This window comes from Cellulomonas sp. URHB0016 (genome assembly GCF_054057935.1).
Genome location: NZ_JBSRZU010000001.1, coordinates 727,688 through 743,512 on the forward strand (window position 1 = coordinate 727,688; position 15,825 = coordinate 743,512).

Genomic DNA, 15,825 nt, shown 5'->3' on the forward strand with positions numbered 1-15,825 from the left:
CCACAAGCCGCCTCCTATGCTCGCCCCATGCCGACCACCCCGCCCGAGGCCGACAGCACCGCCGCGACGCCGTCCGGGACCAGCGCCGCCCCCCGCGTGTCCTCCTCCGCGCGCCTGCGGACCGCGCCCCTCGACGCCCGCACGGGCGCCGAGACGCAGCGCCGCGTGCGCGACGGCGCGGGGCTCCTCGCCGGTGCGGCGATGCGCCGGCTCGACGAGGACCTGGAGTGGTACCGGGCACTGCCGGCGGAGGACAGGTCGTGGGTCGGGCTCGTGGCGCAGGCCGGCATCACCGCGTTCGTCACCTGGTTCGCCGACCCCACCCGTCCGCCGCACGGCGTGAGCGACATCTTCGCGGCGGCCCCGACCGAGCTGACCAGGTCGATCTCCCTGCAGCACACGCTCCAGCTCGTCCGCGTCGTGGTCGACGTCGTCGAGACGCACAGCGACCGGCTCGCGGCGCCCGGCGAGGAGCGCGAGCTCCGTGAGGCGGTGCTCCGCTACTCACGCGAGGTCGCGTTCTCGGCGGCCGAGGTCTACGCCCGGGCCGCAGAGGTGCGCGGCGCGTGGGACGCGCGCCTCGAGGCGCTCGTCGTGGACGCTCTCGTCCGCGGTGACGTGGACGACTCGCTGCGCTCCCGGGTCGCGGCCATCGGATGGGGAGGTCGGGGGTCGACGCTCGTCATGGTCGGCACCACCGCCGCACCGCTGGACGAGCTCCGGGCCGCCGACCTGCGTCGCGCCACCCGACGCGCGGCCGACGACGCGCTCGTCGGCATCCAGGGCGACCGGCTGGTGATCTTCCTCGGCGGCGAAGGGGACCTGCGTGCGGCGGCGATGAGCCTGCTGCACCGGTTCGGCCCGGGGCCCGTCGTCATCGGCCCGGAGGTCCTCGACCTCACGGACAGCGCGCGGTCGGCCCGCGCGGCGCTGTCGGGCCTGCTCGCCGCTGCTGCGTGGGAGCAGGCTCCCCGGCCGGTCCAGGCCGACGAGCTGCTGCCCGAGCGGGTGCTGGTCGGCGACCAGGCCGCACGTCGTGTCCTCGTCAGCCAGGCGTACGCGCCGCTCGCCGCGACCCAGGGCGCGCTCCTCGAGACGCTCTCGGCCTACCTCGGGACGGGCCGCTCGCTCGAGGCCGCCGCCCGCACGCTGTACGTGCATCCCAACACCGTCCGCTACCGCCTGCGGCGGGTGGCCGACGTCACCGGCTGGGACCCGCTCGACGCCCGCGAGTCGTACGTGCTGCAGACGGCCCTGGCCCTGGGCCGGCTGGAGGCTGCCGGCGCGAACGGCGCCGCTGCCGTCTGACCGGTTTGTAGGACACGCACAAGGGTGCCGCCGAAGGTTGGTGCCCGCCGTAGGCCCGGACCGTGCGACGGCCGGGGGAAGGTGGTCGGGTGCTCGTCGTCGTCTGCCCGGGTCAGGGCGCACAGTCCCCCGGCATGCTCAGCCCCTGGCTCGAGCTGCCCACCGTCGCCGCATCGATCGAACGAGCGTCCCGGACCACCGGTCTCGACCTCGTCGTGCACGGCACCACGTCCGACGCGGACACGATCCGGGACACCGCGGTGGCGCAGCCGCTGCTCGTGGCCTCCGCGCTCGCGACGCTCCGGGCCGTGCTCGACGTCGACGCGGACGCGGCGCTCGGGCCGTCCGCGGCCGGATCGGTCGACGTCACCGCCGGGCACTCGGTGGGCGAGCTCGCGGCCGCCGTGATCGCGGGCGTGCTGACCGACGACGAGGCCCTGCGGCTCGTGACGGTCCGGGGTGCGTCGATGGCCCGGGCCGCCGCAGCCACGCCGACCGGCATGAGCGCGGTGCTCGGCGGCGATCCCGCCGAGGTGCTCGCAGCGCTGGACGCCCACGGCCTCGTGGCCGCCAACGTGAACGGTGGCGGCCAGGTGGTCGCGGCCGGCACCCTCGACGCGCTCGCGGCGTTCGCCGCCGCTCCCCCGGCCCGCACCCGCGTCGTGGCGCTGCAGGTCGCCGGGGCGTTCCACACGTCGCACATGTCCCCGGCGGTCGAGGAGCTCCGGTCCGCCGCGCACACGGTCACGCCGGGCGAGCCCGTCGTCCCGCTCCTCAGCAACGCCGACGGCACGGTCGCACCGTCCGGCGCCCGCGCGCTCGAGCTGCTCGTCGCCCAGGTGGCGAACCCGGTCCGCTGGGACCTGTGCCAGGAGACGATGCTGGCCCTCGGCGTCACAGGGCTGCTCGAGCTGGCACCGGGAGGCGTGCTGACCGGCTTGGCCCGGCGTACGCTGCCCGGGGTCGAGACGGTCGCCGTCAAGACCCCCGCCGACCTGGACGCGGCGCGCGACCTGCTCAGGCGGCAGGGCCGCCCCCGCACCGCAACGTCCTCCCTCGCCAGCCCCCAGGAGCAGCCGTCGTGACCCGACCGACCCTCACGCAGGCCACCGGCCCCGCGCACACCCGCATCCTCGGCATCGGCGGGGCGCGCGGTGAGAACGTCGTGACCAACGACGACCTCGTCGGCCCGATCGAGTCGTCCGACGAGTGGATCCGCCAGCGGACAGGGATCGTCACGCGTCGCCGCGCGGGCGCCGGCACCGACGTCCTCGACCTCGCCGAGGAGGCCGCCCGGGCGGCGCTGGAGCACGCCGGGCTCACCGGGGCGGACATCGACGCGGTGATCCTGTCCACGGTCACGTACTTCCACCAGACGCCGGCCGGTGCCGCGATCATCGCCGACCGCATCGGCGCGACGCCGGCCGCGGCGTTCGACATCTCCGCGGCGTGCGCGGGCTACTGCTACGGCATCGGCCAGGCGGACGCCCTGGTCCGCGCCGGCACGGCACGCAACGTCCTCGTCATCGGGGCCGAGAAGATGAGCGACTTCGTCGACCCGACGGACCGCTCGATCTCCTTCCTGCTCGGCGACGGTGCCGGTGCCGTCATCGTCGGCCCGTCCGACACCCCGGGCATCGGACCGACGGTGTGGGGCTCGGACGGCAGCCAGGCACAGGCCATCCGCCAGACGCACTCGTGGCTCGCGACGCGCGACGAGGGCGCCGGCTGGCCGACGCTGCGCCAGGAGGGCCAGTCGGTGTTCAAGTGGGCCGTCTGGCAGATGGCGCCCGTCGCGCAGAAGGCGATGGACGCCGCCGGCGTGACCGCGGACGACATCGACGCGTTCATCCCCCACCAGGCGAACATGCGGATCATCGACCAGATGATCAAGCAGCTGAAGCTGCCCGACACCGTGGTCGTCGGCCGTGACATCGCCGACACGGGCAACACCTCGGCCGCGTCCATCCCGCTGGCCACCGAGCGACTGCTCCGCGAGGGCCAGGTGTCCAGCGGCGCGCTCGCGCTGCAGATCGGTTTCGGCGCCGGCCTCGTCTACGCCGCCCAGGTCGTCGTCCTGCCCTGACCGGCTCGCTGTACCGTTCGTCCGACCCATCAGCAGCACCCGACATACGAGGAGAAACCCCATGGCGTACAGCGAGCAGGAGATCCTGGCCGGTCTGGCCGAGATCGTCAGCGAGGAGACGGGCCTGCCCACCGACTCCGTCCTGCCCGAGAAGTCCTTCACCGACGACCTGGACATCGACTCGCTGTCGATGATGACGATCGTCACGCTCGCCGAGGAGAAGTTCGACGTGCGCATCCCCGACGACGAGGTCAAGAACCTCGCGACCGTCGGCGACGCCGTCTCCTTCATCGCGGGCGCACAGGCCTGAGCCTGCCCACCCTGCAGGTCGGTCCCGGCGGAGCCCCCGCCCGCCGGGACCCGACCGTCGTCCTGACCGCCGACCTGGAGCACCGATGACCCACGTACCCGACGTCGTCGTGACCGGCCTGGGCGCCACCACGCCCCTGGGCGGTGACGTTCCCAGCACCTGGTCCGCCGCCCTGAACGGCGAGTCCGGCGCACGGCCCTTCGACAACGACTGGGTCGAGCGCTTCGGCCTCCCGGTCGAGTTCGCGGCGACCATCAAGGTCCACCCGGCCGAGATCCTGACGCGGCCCGAGATGAAGAAGATGGACCCGTCCGCGCAGTACGCGGTCATCGCGGCCCGTGAGGCGTGGGCCGACGCCGGCTCGCCCGAGGTGGACGGCGACCGGCTGGGTTCCGTGGTCTCCTCGGGGATCGGCGGCATCCAGACGATCCTGGACGCCTGGGAGGGTCTGCTCGCCAAGCCGCAGAGCGCTCGCCGGGTGCTCCCCATGACCGTGCCCATGCTGATGCCGAACTCCCCGACCGCGTACGTGTCCCTCGAGTTCGGCGCACGCGCCGGCGCCCACGCGCTGGTCTCGGCGTGCGCGTCCGGTGCAGAGGCGATCGGCTACGGGGCGGAGATGATCCGGTCAGGACGCGCCGACGTGGTCATCGCCGGCGGTACCGAGGCGGTCGTGCACCCGATGCCCATCGCCGCCTTCGCCGCGTCCCGCACGCTCTCGCTGCGCAACGACGACCCGGAGCGCGCGTCGCGGCCGTACGACGTCGACCGCGACGGGTTCGTGATCGGCGAAGGTGCGGGCGTCGTCGTCCTGGAGAGCGCGGAGCACGCAGCAGCCCGTGGAGCCCGGGTCTACGCGCGCATCGCGGGCGTCGGCCTGTCGGCGGACGGGTACCACATCACGTCCCCCGAGCCGTCGGGCGACGGCCAGGTCCGCGCCATGAAGCAGGCCCTGGAGGAGTCCGGCATCGCACGGGCCGACGTGGTGCACGTGAACGCGCACGCGACGTCGACCGTGGTCGGCGACCTCATCGAGGCACGGTCCATCCGGGGGCTGCTGGGCGACGAGGCCGACCACGTCGCCCTCTCGGCCACCAAGTCGATGACCGGCCACCTGCTCGGGGGTGCCGGCGCCCTCGAGACGATCTTCACGGTGCTCGCCCTCCACGACAGGTTGGCGCCCCCGACGATCAACGTGGACAACCCCGATCCCGAGCTGGTGCTAGACCTGGTCCGGGACAAGCCGCGGACGCTGCGTGACGGGGACATCGCCGCCGTCAACAACTCGTTCGGGTTCGGGGGGCACAACGTGGCCCTGGTCGTCGCCTCGGTCTGACGCCACGCGGCTCGGCACCTGCGCACCAGGTGCCGAGCCGTCGTCGTTCGCCGTTGGACCGCACGTCGCGGCCGTCGCCCGGGCGTTGCCGTCAGTACCCGGTGAAAGCGTCCGTCCGGACCCGACGTACGCCGGCGCGGCGCAACGTGCGCCGGGCGTGCACCACCATGCGGGGCGGGCCCGACACGTAAGCGAGCCGCCGGTGCGCGTCCGGCACCTGTTCCACGGCCTCGTCGGTGAGCAGCGGGCCCGCCACGTACCGCCAACCCTCGGGCAGCGACGCGGGACGGTGCGGCGCCACGACGACCACCTTGACGCCCGCCGCCTGCATGACCTCGACGTAGGGCGGCTCGTCGCCAGGACTCAGCAGCAGCAGGAGCACCACGTCGCGACGCTCCCCGGACCGGGCCAGCGCGCCGAGCTGGCTGACGAACGGCGTGATGCCGATGCCGCCGGCGACGAGCAGGAGCGGCACGTCGGCGCGTCGGGGCAGCAGGAAGTCGCCGCCGACGGCGGTGGCTCGCACCATGCCGCCCGGAGGCAGCGCGACCAGCGTGCGCTTGAACGAGCTGGGTGCCGGGGTGACCCGGAACGCCACGGCGACGCCGCCGGACGGGCCGTGGCGCGGACCGGGCGGCGACGCGACCGAGAAGACCCGGCGGGACCCGCGACCGTCGGTCCCGTCGTGCGGCAGGTGCAGCTCGATCCACTGGCCTGGCCGGAACCGCAGGGCCCGCTCGCTCGTGAACGCCACCTCCTGGACGGCGCCCGTGACCTGCCGGTGGCCGACCACCCTCAGCCGCACGGCTCGTCGCTGCCCGACCGAGAACGCCAGGACGTTGCCGACCACGAGCGCGAGCTCGGGAGTGCTCCACAGGGGCCCGAGGGTGAACGGCACGGCGGTGAGCAGTCCGACGAGCGCGGCCTCGGTGAGCTGCTGCCATCGTCGCGGCGGCAGCGTCAGGGGCTCGGTGACCATGAAGGCGGCGGCGAACAGCAGCGGGTGCGACGTGATCGTGCTCCACAGGGCGTCCACAGGTGCCGTGCCGTCCGCCACCTGCCGTATCACGACCGCCGACACGGCGACTCCGAGATACGTCGCCACGAGCAGCGCGCGGCGGGTGCGCAGCACGACGACGGCCCCGGCGGCCGCGACGACGGGCAGGAGCGCCGGTGTCGCGACCCACCACATCGGGGGCAGGACACCGAGCCAGGTCGACAGGACCCCGACCACGAGGGCGCCCGCAGCCGCAGGGTTGGCGATGTGGCGAGCGCGCACCGCGAGGACGAACTTCGACACCGCGGCGACGGCCGCGGCAGCGGCGAGCCCACCCAGGGAGGGGACGTCGAGGCCCGGGCGGAACAGGAGCACGAGGATGAGACCGGTGATCACCGACGACTCGGTGTGCACCCGCGTCTTCCAGAGCGCACCGCACGCGCGGCTCAGCAGCAGGACGACGCCGACCGCGACCACGACGGACACGAGGAGCGCGACGAGGTCCACGTGCACGACGCCCGCCGCGGAGAGCACCGCGGCCACCGCGACGACCGCCCCGAGCGCGAGCGACACCGTCCGGTACATCGTCACGCGGCCCAGCCACGCATCGACCCTGGTCATCCGAACACCTCTCCGGGCAGTCCCAACGAGTACCGGACGGTCCCGTCGGCGTGCACGCGCACGTACGTCAGGTCGAACGCCACCTCGAGCCGGTCGGGGTCGGCGAAGAACAGTGCGGTCGCGAGACCGTCGGCCTCCATCGCGGTCCCCGCCACCACCCACGTGGCCACGACGTCCCGCACCGGCCATCCGGTGCGGGCGTCGAGCACGTGGTGCCACCCGTCGCCCCAGCTCCGCAGGTCCACGCCCGACCCGCACAACGCGGCGTCCTGCAGCTCGACGACGCCGATCACGGAGGTCGGGTCGCCCGGCTGACGCAGACCCACCCGAGCCGGGCGGTCGCCGGCGTGCAGGAGGTCCCCTCCGGCGTCGACGAGGAACTGCTGCACACCGCACGCGCGGAGCTCGGCGCCGACAAGGTCGACGAGCTGCCCCTTGCCCGCCGCCCCGACGTCGAGGAGCACCGGCTCGGCGACGTGCAGGACCTCCCCGTCCCGCACCACGACGTCGCGCGGCGCGGCCAGCGGCGGTCCCGAGGGGCGCAGCGTGAGCGCGGCATCGTAGCCGAGCCGTACCAGGCTGCGCCCCACGAGCGGGGTGACCGCTCCCCCGGTGCGCTCGTCGAGCCGGTCGTACAGGTCGAGCAGGGCCGGTCCCTCGGCGGCGGCAGCAGGTACGTGCCGGCCTCCCGGGCGATCCGGGAGACCAGCGAGTCGTCACGGAACCGCGACCAGGTCTCGTCGTACGTGGCGATACGGTCGTGGACGCGGGCCAGCGTGCGGGCGTCGAGCGGCCCGTCGGCACTGATCGTCCACCGGGTGCCGATCGCGTCGAACGTGGTGCTATCCGCGGGCATCCGCGGCGATCTGGTCGAGGGCGTCCTGGAAGCCCCCGGTGGTGAGCGACGCCCCGGACACCGCGTCGAGCTGGACGTCGTCGATCGCCTTGCCGACGACCTCGTCGGAGACGCCGGAGGCGAACGCGGTCTGCCAGGTCTTGGACGTCGGGTTGGTGGCCTCGGGGGTGACCTCCACCGCGCTCACGACGCCACCGTCGAGGGTGACGGAGACGTCGATGGTCTCCTTGCCGGCCGGCGACTCGTAGGTCCCGGTGCTCTGGTACGTGCCGTCGGCGTAACCGCTGTCGTTCGTCGTGGCGTCTCCCGCACCGGCGTCGGCCTGAGCGGCGCAGCCGGCGAGAGCCGTGGCGAGCGAGATTCCGGACAGGAGCGCGAGCGGCATCCTGCGATTCGTGGTCATGGTGAAGTCCTTTTGTCCCCGGGGCGACCGCCCGGTCCGTGTGGGCCAGACGGTAGGTATCACACCTTGGTGGGGGCCGTGTATCGGCTGTCCATGTCCGAATCGCTTCAGGAACTGCGGGGATGCCTCTCGATCGTGGCGTCAGCCCACGCGGTGGAGCCATCGCACGGGTGCTCCCGCGCCGGCATAGCGGAACGGCTCGAGCTCGTCGTCCCAGGCCTGCCCGAGCGCGAGGTCGAGCTCGGCGCGCAGCCGGGCGGGGTCGGCGGCGTGCTCGAGCGCCGCGCGGATCCGGTCCTCGGGGACGACGACGTTGCCGTGGACGTCCGTCGCCGCGTGGAAGATCCCGAGCTCGGGCGTGTGGCTCCAGCGCGAGCCGTCGACGCCGTGGCTCGCGTCCTCCGTGATCTCGTAGCGCAGGTGCGCCCAGCCACGCAGTGCCGAGGCGAGCCGTGCGCCCGTGCCCTGGGCGCCCTGCCACGAGTACTCGGCGCGGTAGAACCCGGGGCCCGCAGGCTGTGGGGTCCAGTCGAAGATCACACGTGCGGACAGCACGTTTCCTGCCGCCCACTCGATGTGGGGGCACAGCGCGCGCGGCGCAGAGTGCACGAAAAGTACACCGCGGGTGATCGCACCTGCCATGTCGTCCTCCTGAACGGCTCGAGGTTCGCCTTCCCCAACGACCTCGCACCCGTTCCCGGGAGTGACTCACGGACTCGCGGCGTGCTCGCACACAGGTTCGGACCGTGTGCTGTGGACACTATGGCGGACGCCGGGCCGCTGCGCCAGCGACACGACGTCCTGCCATCAGAGCTGCTCGCGGATCGCGCGCATCGCCTTCTTGCGCACCGTGCGCTCGAGCCGGTCGAGATAGAGCAGGCCGTCGAGGTGGTCCACCTCGTGCTGCAGGCAGCGGGCCATGAGCTCGGTGCCCTCGACGACGACCTCCTTGCCGTCCAGGTCCGTGCCGACGACGCGCGCGTACCAGGCACGGTGGGTCGGGTACCAGAGGCCCGGGACCGACAGGCAGCCCTCGTCACCGTCCTGGTACTCGTCCTCGGACATCTCCACGATCACGGGGTTGAGCACGTAGCCCACCTCGTCGTCGATGTTCCAGGAGAACGCGCGCAGGCCCACGCCGATCTGGTTCGCCGCCAGACCGGCGCGGCCGTCGTGGTCCACCGTCTCGAGCAGGTCCTCGACGAGCGCGCGGACACGGTCGTCGACGGTCGTGATCGGGTCGCACGGCGTGCGCAGGACGGGGTCTCCGACGGTCCGGATCTCTCGCATGGCCATGGGCCGATCCTTTCACGGACGGCCCGCTCACCGGGCGCGTCCCCGCTCGTCCGTGCGGCTGTGACCACCGAGACACCCGTTCCGGGCCGGCGCAACGAACTGCAGACAGCACGACGCCGGTGGCGACTGGTCGTCACCACCGGCGGCGTCGTGTCCCGGACAGACCGGGAGTCAGAGCTGTGTGAGGGTCACTCGCCCGCGCGCTGCGTGGGGACGCCCGTGAGGAGCTGGCGCACCTCGGACTCGTGGAAGCGACGGTGGCCGCCGAGGGTCCGGACGGCGGAGAGCTTGCCGGCCTGTGCCCAGCGGGTGACCGTCTTGGGGTCCACGCGGAAGAGCACGGCGACCTCGCCGGGCGTGAGCAGGGCACCCTGCGAGAGGGGGGCATCCGTGAGGGGGGTGGACAGAGCCATGTCGTTCTCCTGTCGTTCGGTAGCTCGGCTGGCCATGTAGGCCCCGTGGCTTTGCGTCCCCGCCTTGCAGCGGGTTTGCCGGTTTATCGCTGACACCGGGAACTATGCCCGAAACTGGACACCTGTGCAACAAACCCGACCACCGGTTTCGTCGGCAAACGGGTGATTTGAGATCGGACGCATCCGGACGCTCCGGATGCTCCGCGAGGACACCTGGACGTTCGTCCAGGTGTCCTCGCAGGTCAGCGCGTCGTCACACCCGGCCGAACCGGGCCCGGACGAACGAGTAGACGCCGAAGGCGATCAGACCGATCGCGACGAGGACCAGCAGAACTCCACCCGCTGGCTGTCCCTGGAGGGTCCGGAGCGCGGCGTCGATCCCACCGGCCTCCTGCGGGTTCGCGTGCACGGCGGCGAGGACGAACAGCACCCCGACGATGCCGAGGGCGACACCCTTCGCGACGTACCCCACCATCCCGGCCCACCGCACCGCCGTCCCCGTGGTCCCGGTGGGGAGCGACCGCAGGTCGCGCAGAAAGCGCTGCCGCAGTCCCTTGACCACGTGATAGATACCGACGACGACCACCGCCACGCCGACCGCCCCCACGAGCAGGCGACCTCCCGGCGCGTCCATCAGCTTCGTCGTCGCGTCGGTCGTCTGCTGGTCGCTCGACCCTCCCCCTCCGGTCGCGAAGGCGTAGGACGTCCCGGCCAGCGCCAGGTAGACGAGCGCCCTCCCGGCCGCCTTCGCACGATCACCCTTCGACGAGCCGCCCGACGACCGGCCGGCCGGCCGCCTGCGCAGTGCGGTGGCCGCCTGCCATGCGCCCAACGCCACGAACGCGACGACCGCGAACCACAGGACGACGGCACCGAAGGGGGTCTGTGCCACCGTCTGCAGCGCTCCGGACTGGTCCGCCTCCTTCGACGTGTCGCCCCACGCGAGCCGCAGGGCCAGCAGCCCGATGAGGGCGTGCAGCACGCCGCTCACCGCGTACCCGGACCGGGCGGCGACCTCCCACGAGCGTGCCGCGCGCTGCGTGGCTTCCTGCGTCGTCATGAGCGTCCTTTCTGGTCGGTCAGCGGTGGTCGCGCCGATAGTGGCAGGCCCCGGCCGTGTCGGCGACCGGTGAGCGGTGGGCGGTGGCGGTGTGCCGTAGCCTGAGCGGCGTCCTCGGGGCAGTAGCTCAGCCGGTCAGAGCAGCGGACTCATAATCCGTGGGTCGTGGGTTCAAGCCCCACCTGCCCCACCCTCGTGGTCTGCGTCGTCCCTCGGGAGCGCCGTCGGGCGTCCGCCAGGACACCCCTCCCGTGGCCCCGGCGCTCGGCCGGTGACCACGGATCCGCCGTGCGGTCGTCTCAGCACGCGCGTCAGGCGATCCGTCCACGCCGACGCCCGCCGGAGGTGCGCGGTCCGACCGTCGCCCGCCGGTACCGTGATCGGGTGCCAGTGTTCTCCCGCCGACGACGCCTCCCCGCCACCGAACGGGCACGGCTCGACCTGTCGCCCGGCGACGCAGTGCTCGCCTGCGTCGAGCTTGCCGACGGGCAGTGGGTCGTCGCGTCGCGGCGCGCCCTGCACGTGATCGGCCGCACCGAGGTCGCCCGGTCACCGTGGTGCGACATCGACGGCGGCACGCTCGACCCGGCTACCCGCACGCTGTCGGTCCGGTGGGTGTGGGGCTCGACGAGCCAGCTGGTCTTCCCCGAGGAGCCCGCCGCCCGCACCTTCAGCCAGGCGTTCCGCGAGCGCGTCCAGCAGTCGGTCGTGCACGTCGTCACCGCGTCCGTCCCGGACGGGCGCCGGGCCCGGGTGGCGCTCCGGCGCGACGAGGACGGCGAGCTCTTCACCCAGGTCATCTCCGACGGGAACGTCGACCTGGGCGACGCCGCGATGGCCGCCGCCGTCGACGCTGCCGAGGCCGAGATCCGGGATGCCGTGGGCCTCCCCCGCTGACGCTCACGCCGACCGGATCCGGGTGTCCGGCGGAGCCCTGGAGGGCTGCTAGAGTTTCTTCCCGCACGATCCCTCGTAGCTCAATTGGCAGAGCATCCGACTGTTAATCGGACGGTTACTGGTTCGAGTCCAGTCGAGGGAGCAAGTAGAACCGCTGGCCAGGCCCCCTTTTTGAGGGGCCTTCGTGCTGTCGCGGCTGATCAGGACGCCATGCGGGTGCGCTCGGCCCTGAGGGCGTGACACAGGGACTCTTGCCGTCTCCAGGCTCGTGGTCACCTGCACACGCCGAGCCCAGGATTGCCGGAGCGCGCACCGGGCGCTGCCAGACTGGCCAGATGCACGCTCGTGACCTTGCCCGGCACGTCGACGTCCTGGTTCCGTCGGACCCGCTCACCGCGGCGTTCCAGCGGATCGAGTCCTCCTCGTTGCCGGGGCTCGTCGTGCGGACCCGCGACGGCTTCGTCGTGGTGCCTGCCTCGCAGGTGCTGCGGGTCGCGCTGCCTCGGTACGTGCTCGACGACCCGGCGCTGGGGCGCGTCTGGGACGAGTCGTCCGCCGACGCGGTGGCTGCCCGGCTCGCGAGCCTGCAGGTGTCCGACCTGCTGGCGGCACAGGAACGGCCGGGGCGACCGCACGGCGTCGACGGTGACGCGACCCTCGTCGAGATCGCGGCGGTGATGGCGGCCGCCCACGTCCCGCTCGTCGTGGTGGTCGAGGACGACGCCCTGCTCGGCGTGGTCACGGCTCACCAGCTCATCGGCCATCTGGCGCGATGACGGCCTTCGGCTGGGTCAGCGTCGCCATCTTCGTCAGTGCGTACGTGCTCATCGCGACCGAGCGGATCCATCGGGTCGCGGCCGCGCTCGGCGGCGCGGGCCTGGTGCTCGGCCTGGGCATCCTGAGCTCGGAGCAGGCCTTCTACTCCGCGGAGACCGGCATCGACTGGGACGTCATCTTCCTGCTGCTCGGGATGATGCTCGTGGTCGCGGTGCTCAAGCGCACCGGTGTGTTCGAGTACCTCGCGATCCGCGCCGCCAAGGTCGCCGGTGGCCGCCCGTTCGGGGTTCTCGTCCTGCTCGTGCTCGTCACCGCGGTGGCGTCGGCGTTCCTGGACAACGTGACCACGATCCTGCTCGTCGCGCCGGTCACGCTGCTGGTCTGCGACCGGCTCGGGCTGCCGGCGGTCCCGTTCCTGGTCGCGTTGACGCTGGCATCCAACATCGGCGGCACCGCGACCCTGGTGGGCGACCCGCCGAACATCATCATCGCGAGCCGTGCCGGCTTCAGCTTCACCGACGTGCTCGTGAACCTCGGTCCCATCGTCGTGGTCGTGCTGCTCGCGTTCGTCGCGATGTCCCGCGCGATGTTCAGGTCGTCGCTGCACGGCGACCCGGGCCGCGCCGACAACCTGCTGGCACTGGATGAGCGGGAGGCGATCACCGACTCACCGATGCTGGCGCGCAGCCTCGTGGTGCTGGGGCTGATCCTCGTGGGCTTCCTGCTGCAGCGGCAGACCGGTGTGGCTCCGGCAGTCGTGGCGCTCGTCGGCGCGGGTGTGATGATCCTGCTCTCACCGCTGACGGCCCGCGAGCTGCTGGGCGACGTCGAGTGGGAGACCCTGCTGTTCTTCATGGGACTGTTCATCCTCGTCGGGGCGCTCGTCCAGGTCGGGGCCCTGGACGCCCTCGCGGGGGGCATCGCGCAGGCCACCGGCGCCGAGGTCGTCCCCACCATGCTCGTCATGCTGATCGGGTCCGCCGTGATCTCCGCCTTCGTCGACAACATCCCGTACGTCACGGCGATGTCGCCCGTGGTGGCCTCACTCATCGAGACGAACCCCGACCTCGGCAAGGACGGAGGGCTCTGGTGGGCACTGGCCCTCGGGGCCGACCTCGGCGGGAACGCCACCCTGGTCGGCGCGAGCGCCAACGTCGTCGCGGCAGGGGTGGCGAGCCGGAACGGGCTGCTGCTCACGTTCCGCGGCTGGCTCCGCTACGGGCTGCCGACGGCGTCGGTCTCGATCGCGCTGTGCGTCCCGTACGTCCTGGTTCGCTATACCTGACCGAGCACTCTTGTCTCCGATGTTAGTTACTAACTAACATCGGAACATGAGCACCTCCATGACGCCGCGAGCGGCGCAGACCCGTCGCTCGCTCCAGACGCACGCGCTGCGCATGTTCGAGGAGCGCGGCTACGAACGGACCACGGTGGCGGACATCGCCGCGGCCGCAGGCGTGTCCCACATGACGTTCTTCCGGTACTTCCCGACCAAGGAGGACGTCGTCCTGGACGACCCGTACGACCCCGTGCTCGCCGAGGCCGTCCGGGCACAACCGCCCGCCCTCATGCCCCTCGAGCGGGTCCGCCTCGGTCTGCTCGACTCGCTCGGCGGCCTGGACTCGGACGAGTTCGACCGTGAGTCGCGGCAGCGGCTGCGACTGGCAGCCGGCGTGCCGGCCCTCCGGGCACGGATCTGGGAGAACATGGCACGCACGCAGGCCGCCGTCGTCGACGCCCTCGTCTCCCAGGACGTCGATCCCGCCGTCGCGGAGGCGTCTGCCGGCGCGGTCCTCGGCGCGACGACGTCGGCCCTGCTGCACTGGGGCGCGACGGAGCCGACGGACGGTGCCGGCGGGCTCGTCGACGCGCTCGGCGCCGCCCTCGACGTGCTCGCGCCGCGGTCATGACACTCCTGCAGGCGCGAGGCCTGGTACGTCGGTTCGGGACGCTGACCGCCGTGGACGGCGTCGACCTCCAGGTTGCGGCCGGTGAGGTGCACGCCCTGGTCGGGCTGAACGGGTCGGGCAAGACCACCCTCATGCGGATGCTCGTCGGCGTCCTGCGTCCCCATGCCGGCCAGGTGCGCATCGGCGACGACGGCACACCCGAGGCCCGCGTCGGTCACCTCATCGACGTGCCGGCGGCCTATCCCGAGCTCACGGTCGAGGAGAACCTGCGGGCCGCGGCCCTGCTGCGCGCGGTGGACCGGGACCGGGTGCACGCCGCGGTGGCGGCGGCGTCGACCGCCGTGGACATCGTGGACCTGCGTGGGCGCCGGGCAGGCGGGCTGTCGCTCGGCAACCGGCAACGGCTCGGCCTGGCGACGGCGCTGGTGCACGACCCGCAGGTGCTGGTGCTGGACGAGCCCACCAACGGGCTGGACCCGGCAGGAGTCCTGGCGGTGCGTCGCCTGCTCGTCGAGCGCGCCCGCACCCACGGGTGTGCCGTGCTCGTCTCCAGCCACCACCTCGACGAGCTCGCCCGGATCGCCGACCGCATCACCGTGCTGCACCGCGGCCGGGTCGTCGGCTCTCTCGAGCCGGGTGGGACCGACCTGGAGGTCCAGCTGTTCGCGATGCTCGCGCGCTCCGACGGGATCGACGTCACCGCCGAGGACCTTCCCCTCACGCATCGGCAGGAGGCACACCCGTGAGCGCCGCATGGACCGTCGAGCTGCTGAAGATGCGCCGGTCACCGGTGACGAGGACCGCGTTCACGGCCATGGCCGGGGTCGCCGCGTTCTTCTCGGTGGGCGCGGCCCTGCTCACCGCTCACGGCACAGGCTCGGGGACACTCACCGGGGCGAAGGTGGCGGCGATGGTCGACGGCGTCGGATGGGCTGCCGTGAGCAGCGCCTTCGGGCAGGTCGTCTCGGTGCTGTGGCTCCTGGGCACCGGCGTCGTGGCCGCGTGGGTGTGCGGTCGGGAGTACTCCGACCGGACGCTCGGGCAGCTGCTGGCCCTGCCGACCCGTTCGTCCCGCGTCGCGGCGGCGAAGCTCGGCGTCACCCTGCTCGCCGCGACCCTCGCCGCGGTCACGGCGGCCTTCCTCGCACTCGGCGGGGGGCTCGTCGCAGGGATCGGACTTCCCGGCGCGCACGACCTGCGCGACCTCGCCGCCGGCGTGCTCGCCGCGGTCGCGGCCGCGTGGCTGGCGCTGCCGTTCGCGTGGGTCGCCACCGTCGGCAAGGGATACCTCCCGGCCGTCGGCGCGCTGCTCGGGGTCGTCATGGTGAGCCAGGTCGTGGTGCTCCTCGGTGGCGGCTCCTGGTTCCCGTGGTCGGTCCCGTCGCTCCTGGTCGGCACCGGCGGCGACCGGGCCGCCACCGCGGTCAGCCCGCTCGGCGTGGTGCTCGTCGGCGTCGTCGGCGCCGCCGCGTGGCTCGCGACGGTCAGGACGTGGTCGCAGCTCGAGCTGACGTAGCCACGCACCGCGCGCACCGCGACGACCGACACCCGCCCG

18 protein-coding genes, 2 tRNA genes and 1 riboswitch are annotated in these 15,825 nt (G+C 72.9%); of the genes, 13 read left to right on the plus strand and 7 right to left on the minus strand.

Going from position 1 to position 15,825, the window contains the following annotated elements:
- Positions 1 to 27: 27 nt before the first annotated feature.
- From ACVW07_RS03490 to ACVW07_RS03510, 5 genes are all read left to right on the plus strand, one after another.
- Entirely contained in the window at positions 28 to 1,308 is a 1,281-nt protein-coding gene (locus ACVW07_RS03490) for a PucR family transcriptional regulator (RefSeq protein ID WP_456817891.1), read from the plus strand.
- A gap of 89 nt (positions 1,309 to 1,397) precedes the next feature.
- Complete coding sequence (locus tag ACVW07_RS03495) at positions 1,398 to 2,393, plus strand: ACP S-malonyltransferase (RefSeq protein ID WP_456817892.1); 996 nt, start codon at positions 1,398 to 1,400, stop codon at positions 2,391 to 2,393.
- Complete coding sequence (locus ACVW07_RS03500) at positions 2,390 to 3,394, plus strand: beta-ketoacyl-ACP synthase III (protein ID WP_456817893.1); 1,005 nt, start codon at positions 2,390 to 2,392, stop codon at positions 3,392 to 3,394. The genes ACVW07_RS03495 and ACVW07_RS03500 overlap by 4 nt, the downstream gene beginning before the upstream one ends.
- A gap of 61 nt (positions 3,395 to 3,455) precedes the next feature.
- The gene (locus tag ACVW07_RS03505; RefSeq protein ID WP_191786067.1) at positions 3,456 to 3,704 is read left to right on the plus strand and encodes an acyl carrier protein; all 249 of its coding nucleotides are present in this window, start codon (positions 3,456 to 3,458) and stop codon (positions 3,702 to 3,704) included.
- 85 nt (positions 3,705 to 3,789) lie between these two features.
- Positions 3,790 to 5,040: a beta-ketoacyl-[acyl-carrier-protein] synthase family protein gene (locus ACVW07_RS03510; protein ID WP_456817894.1), complete on the plus strand. Its 1,251-nt coding sequence runs from the start codon at positions 3,790 to 3,792 to the stop codon at positions 5,038 to 5,040.
- 91 nt (positions 5,041 to 5,131) lie between these two features.
- Here ACVW07_RS03510 and ACVW07_RS03515 read toward each other — a convergent pair whose 3' ends face one another.
- From ACVW07_RS03515 to ACVW07_RS03545, 7 genes are all read right to left on the minus strand, one after another.
- The gene (locus ACVW07_RS03515; RefSeq protein ID WP_456817895.1) at positions 5,132 to 6,658 is read right to left on the minus strand and encodes an FAD-dependent oxidoreductase; all 1,527 of its coding nucleotides are present in this window, start codon (positions 6,656 to 6,658) and stop codon (positions 5,132 to 5,134) included.
- Positions 6,655 to 7,248 (minus strand): FAD:protein FMN transferase, encoded by a 594-nt coding sequence (locus ACVW07_RS03520; protein ID WP_456817896.1) that lies wholly within the window; start codon positions 7,246 to 7,248, stop codon positions 6,655 to 6,657. Before ACVW07_RS03520 ends, ACVW07_RS03515 begins: the two co-directional genes overlap by 4 nt.
- Positions 7,249 to 7,500: 252 nt before the next feature.
- Positions 7,501 to 7,917 carry an FMN-binding protein gene (locus ACVW07_RS03525; RefSeq protein WP_456817897.1) on the minus strand — a complete coding sequence of 139 codons (417 nt, stop codon included), beginning with the start codon at positions 7,915 to 7,917 and terminating at the stop codon, positions 7,501 to 7,503.
- A gap of 141 nt (positions 7,918 to 8,058) precedes the next feature.
- The gene (locus ACVW07_RS03530; RefSeq protein WP_456817898.1) at positions 8,059 to 8,559 is read right to left on the minus strand and encodes a DUF3145 domain-containing protein; all 501 of its coding nucleotides are present in this window, start codon (positions 8,557 to 8,559) and stop codon (positions 8,059 to 8,061) included.
- Between the two features lie 165 nt (positions 8,560 to 8,724).
- Positions 8,725 to 9,213 carry a peptide deformylase gene (gene def, locus ACVW07_RS03535; protein ID WP_456817899.1) on the minus strand — a complete coding sequence of 163 codons (489 nt, stop codon included), beginning with the start codon at positions 9,211 to 9,213 and terminating at the stop codon, positions 8,725 to 8,727.
- A gap of 188 nt (positions 9,214 to 9,401) precedes the next feature.
- On the minus strand, positions 9,402 to 9,626 hold the full coding sequence (locus ACVW07_RS03540; protein WP_456817900.1) for a BldC family transcriptional regulator: 225 nt from the start codon (positions 9,624 to 9,626) through the stop codon (positions 9,402 to 9,404).
- A 15-nt stretch (positions 9,627 to 9,641) separates the two neighbouring features.
- A riboswitch (cyclic di-GMP riboswitch) is annotated at positions 9,642 to 9,716 on the minus strand.
- A gap of 163 nt (positions 9,717 to 9,879) precedes the next feature.
- Positions 9,880 to 10,686, minus strand: coding sequence for a DUF1206 domain-containing protein (locus ACVW07_RS03545; RefSeq protein ID WP_456817901.1), 807 nt, complete (start codon positions 10,684 to 10,686; stop codon positions 9,880 to 9,882).
- A 116-nt stretch (positions 10,687 to 10,802) separates the two neighbouring features.
- Between ACVW07_RS03545 and ACVW07_RS03550 the strand changes: the two genes are divergently transcribed.
- The 8 genes from ACVW07_RS03550 to ACVW07_RS03585 all read left to right on the plus strand — a co-directional run bounded on the left by ACVW07_RS03550 (position 10,803) and on the right by ACVW07_RS03585 (position 15,786).
- A tRNA-Ile gene (locus tag ACVW07_RS03550) sits at positions 10,803 to 10,876 on the plus strand.
- A gap of 194 nt (positions 10,877 to 11,070) precedes the next feature.
- Positions 11,071 to 11,583, plus strand: coding sequence for a hypothetical protein (locus ACVW07_RS03555; protein WP_456817902.1), 513 nt, complete (start codon positions 11,071 to 11,073; stop codon positions 11,581 to 11,583).
- A gap of 69 nt (positions 11,584 to 11,652) precedes the next feature.
- Positions 11,653 to 11,725, plus strand: a tRNA-Asn gene (locus ACVW07_RS03560).
- Positions 11,726 to 11,918: 193 nt separating this feature from the next.
- The gene (locus ACVW07_RS03565) at positions 11,919 to 12,359 is read left to right on the plus strand and encodes a CBS domain-containing protein (RefSeq protein ID WP_456817903.1); all 441 of its coding nucleotides are present in this window, start codon (positions 11,919 to 11,921) and stop codon (positions 12,357 to 12,359) included.
- The gene (locus ACVW07_RS03570; RefSeq protein WP_456817904.1) at positions 12,356 to 13,645 is read left to right on the plus strand and encodes an SLC13 family permease; all 1,290 of its coding nucleotides are present in this window, start codon (positions 12,356 to 12,358) and stop codon (positions 13,643 to 13,645) included. The genes ACVW07_RS03565 and ACVW07_RS03570 overlap by 4 nt, the downstream gene beginning before the upstream one ends.
- 46 nt (positions 13,646 to 13,691) lie before the next feature.
- Positions 13,692 to 14,270, plus strand: coding sequence for a TetR family transcriptional regulator (locus tag ACVW07_RS03575; protein WP_456817905.1), 579 nt, complete (start codon positions 13,692 to 13,694; stop codon positions 14,268 to 14,270).
- Positions 14,267 to 15,016 (plus strand): ABC transporter ATP-binding protein, encoded by a 750-nt coding sequence (locus tag ACVW07_RS03580; RefSeq protein WP_456817906.1) that lies wholly within the window; start codon positions 14,267 to 14,269, stop codon positions 15,014 to 15,016. Before ACVW07_RS03575 ends, ACVW07_RS03580 begins: the two co-directional genes overlap by 4 nt.
- Positions 15,013 to 15,786, plus strand: a complete 774-nt coding sequence (locus tag ACVW07_RS03585; RefSeq protein ID WP_456817907.1) for an ABC transporter permease — start codon at positions 15,013 to 15,015, stop codon at positions 15,784 to 15,786. The genes ACVW07_RS03580 and ACVW07_RS03585 overlap by 4 nt, the downstream gene beginning before the upstream one ends.
- Positions 15,787 to 15,825: the final 39 nt, after the last annotated feature.

Coding starts and splice junctions, on each gene's coding strand:
- ACVW07_RS03490 (WP_456817891.1), top strand. CDS start 28: ATGCCGACCACCCCGCCCGAGGCCGACAGCACCGCCGCGACGCCGTCC.
- ACVW07_RS03505 (WP_191786067.1), top strand. CDS start 3,456: ATGGCGTACAGCGAGCAGGAGATCCTGGCCGGTCTGGCCGAGATCGTC.
- ACVW07_RS03510 (WP_456817894.1), top strand. CDS start 3,790: ATGACCCACGTACCCGACGTCGTCGTGACCGGCCTGGGCGCCACCACG.
- ACVW07_RS03515 (WP_456817895.1), bottom strand. CDS start 6,658: ATGACCAGGGTCGATGCGTGGCTGGGCCGCGTGACGATGTACCGGACG.
- ACVW07_RS03525 (WP_456817897.1), bottom strand. CDS start 7,917: ATGACCACGAATCGCAGGATGCCGCTCGCGCTCCTGTCCGGAATCTCG.
- ACVW07_RS03530 (WP_456817898.1), bottom strand. CDS start 8,559: ATGGCAGGTGCGATCACCCGCGGTGTACTTTTCGTGCACTCTGCGCCG.
- def (WP_456817899.1), bottom strand. CDS start 9,213: ATGGCCATGCGAGAGATCCGGACCGTCGGAGACCCCGTCCTGCGCACG.
- ACVW07_RS03540 (WP_456817900.1), bottom strand. CDS start 9,626: ATGGCTCTGTCCACCCCCCTCACGGATGCCCCCCTCTCGCAGGGTGCC.
- ACVW07_RS03545 (WP_456817901.1), bottom strand. CDS start 10,686: ATGACGACGCAGGAAGCCACGCAGCGCGCGGCACGCTCGTGGGAGGTC.
- ACVW07_RS03565 (WP_456817903.1), top strand. CDS start 11,919: ATGCACGCTCGTGACCTTGCCCGGCACGTCGACGTCCTGGTTCCGTCG.
- ACVW07_RS03570 (WP_456817904.1), top strand. CDS start 12,356: ATGACGGCCTTCGGCTGGGTCAGCGTCGCCATCTTCGTCAGTGCGTAC.
- ACVW07_RS03575 (WP_456817905.1), top strand. CDS start 13,692: ATGAGCACCTCCATGACGCCGCGAGCGGCGCAGACCCGTCGCTCGCTC.
- ACVW07_RS03580 (WP_456817906.1), top strand. CDS start 14,267: ATGACACTCCTGCAGGCGCGAGGCCTGGTACGTCGGTTCGGGACGCTG.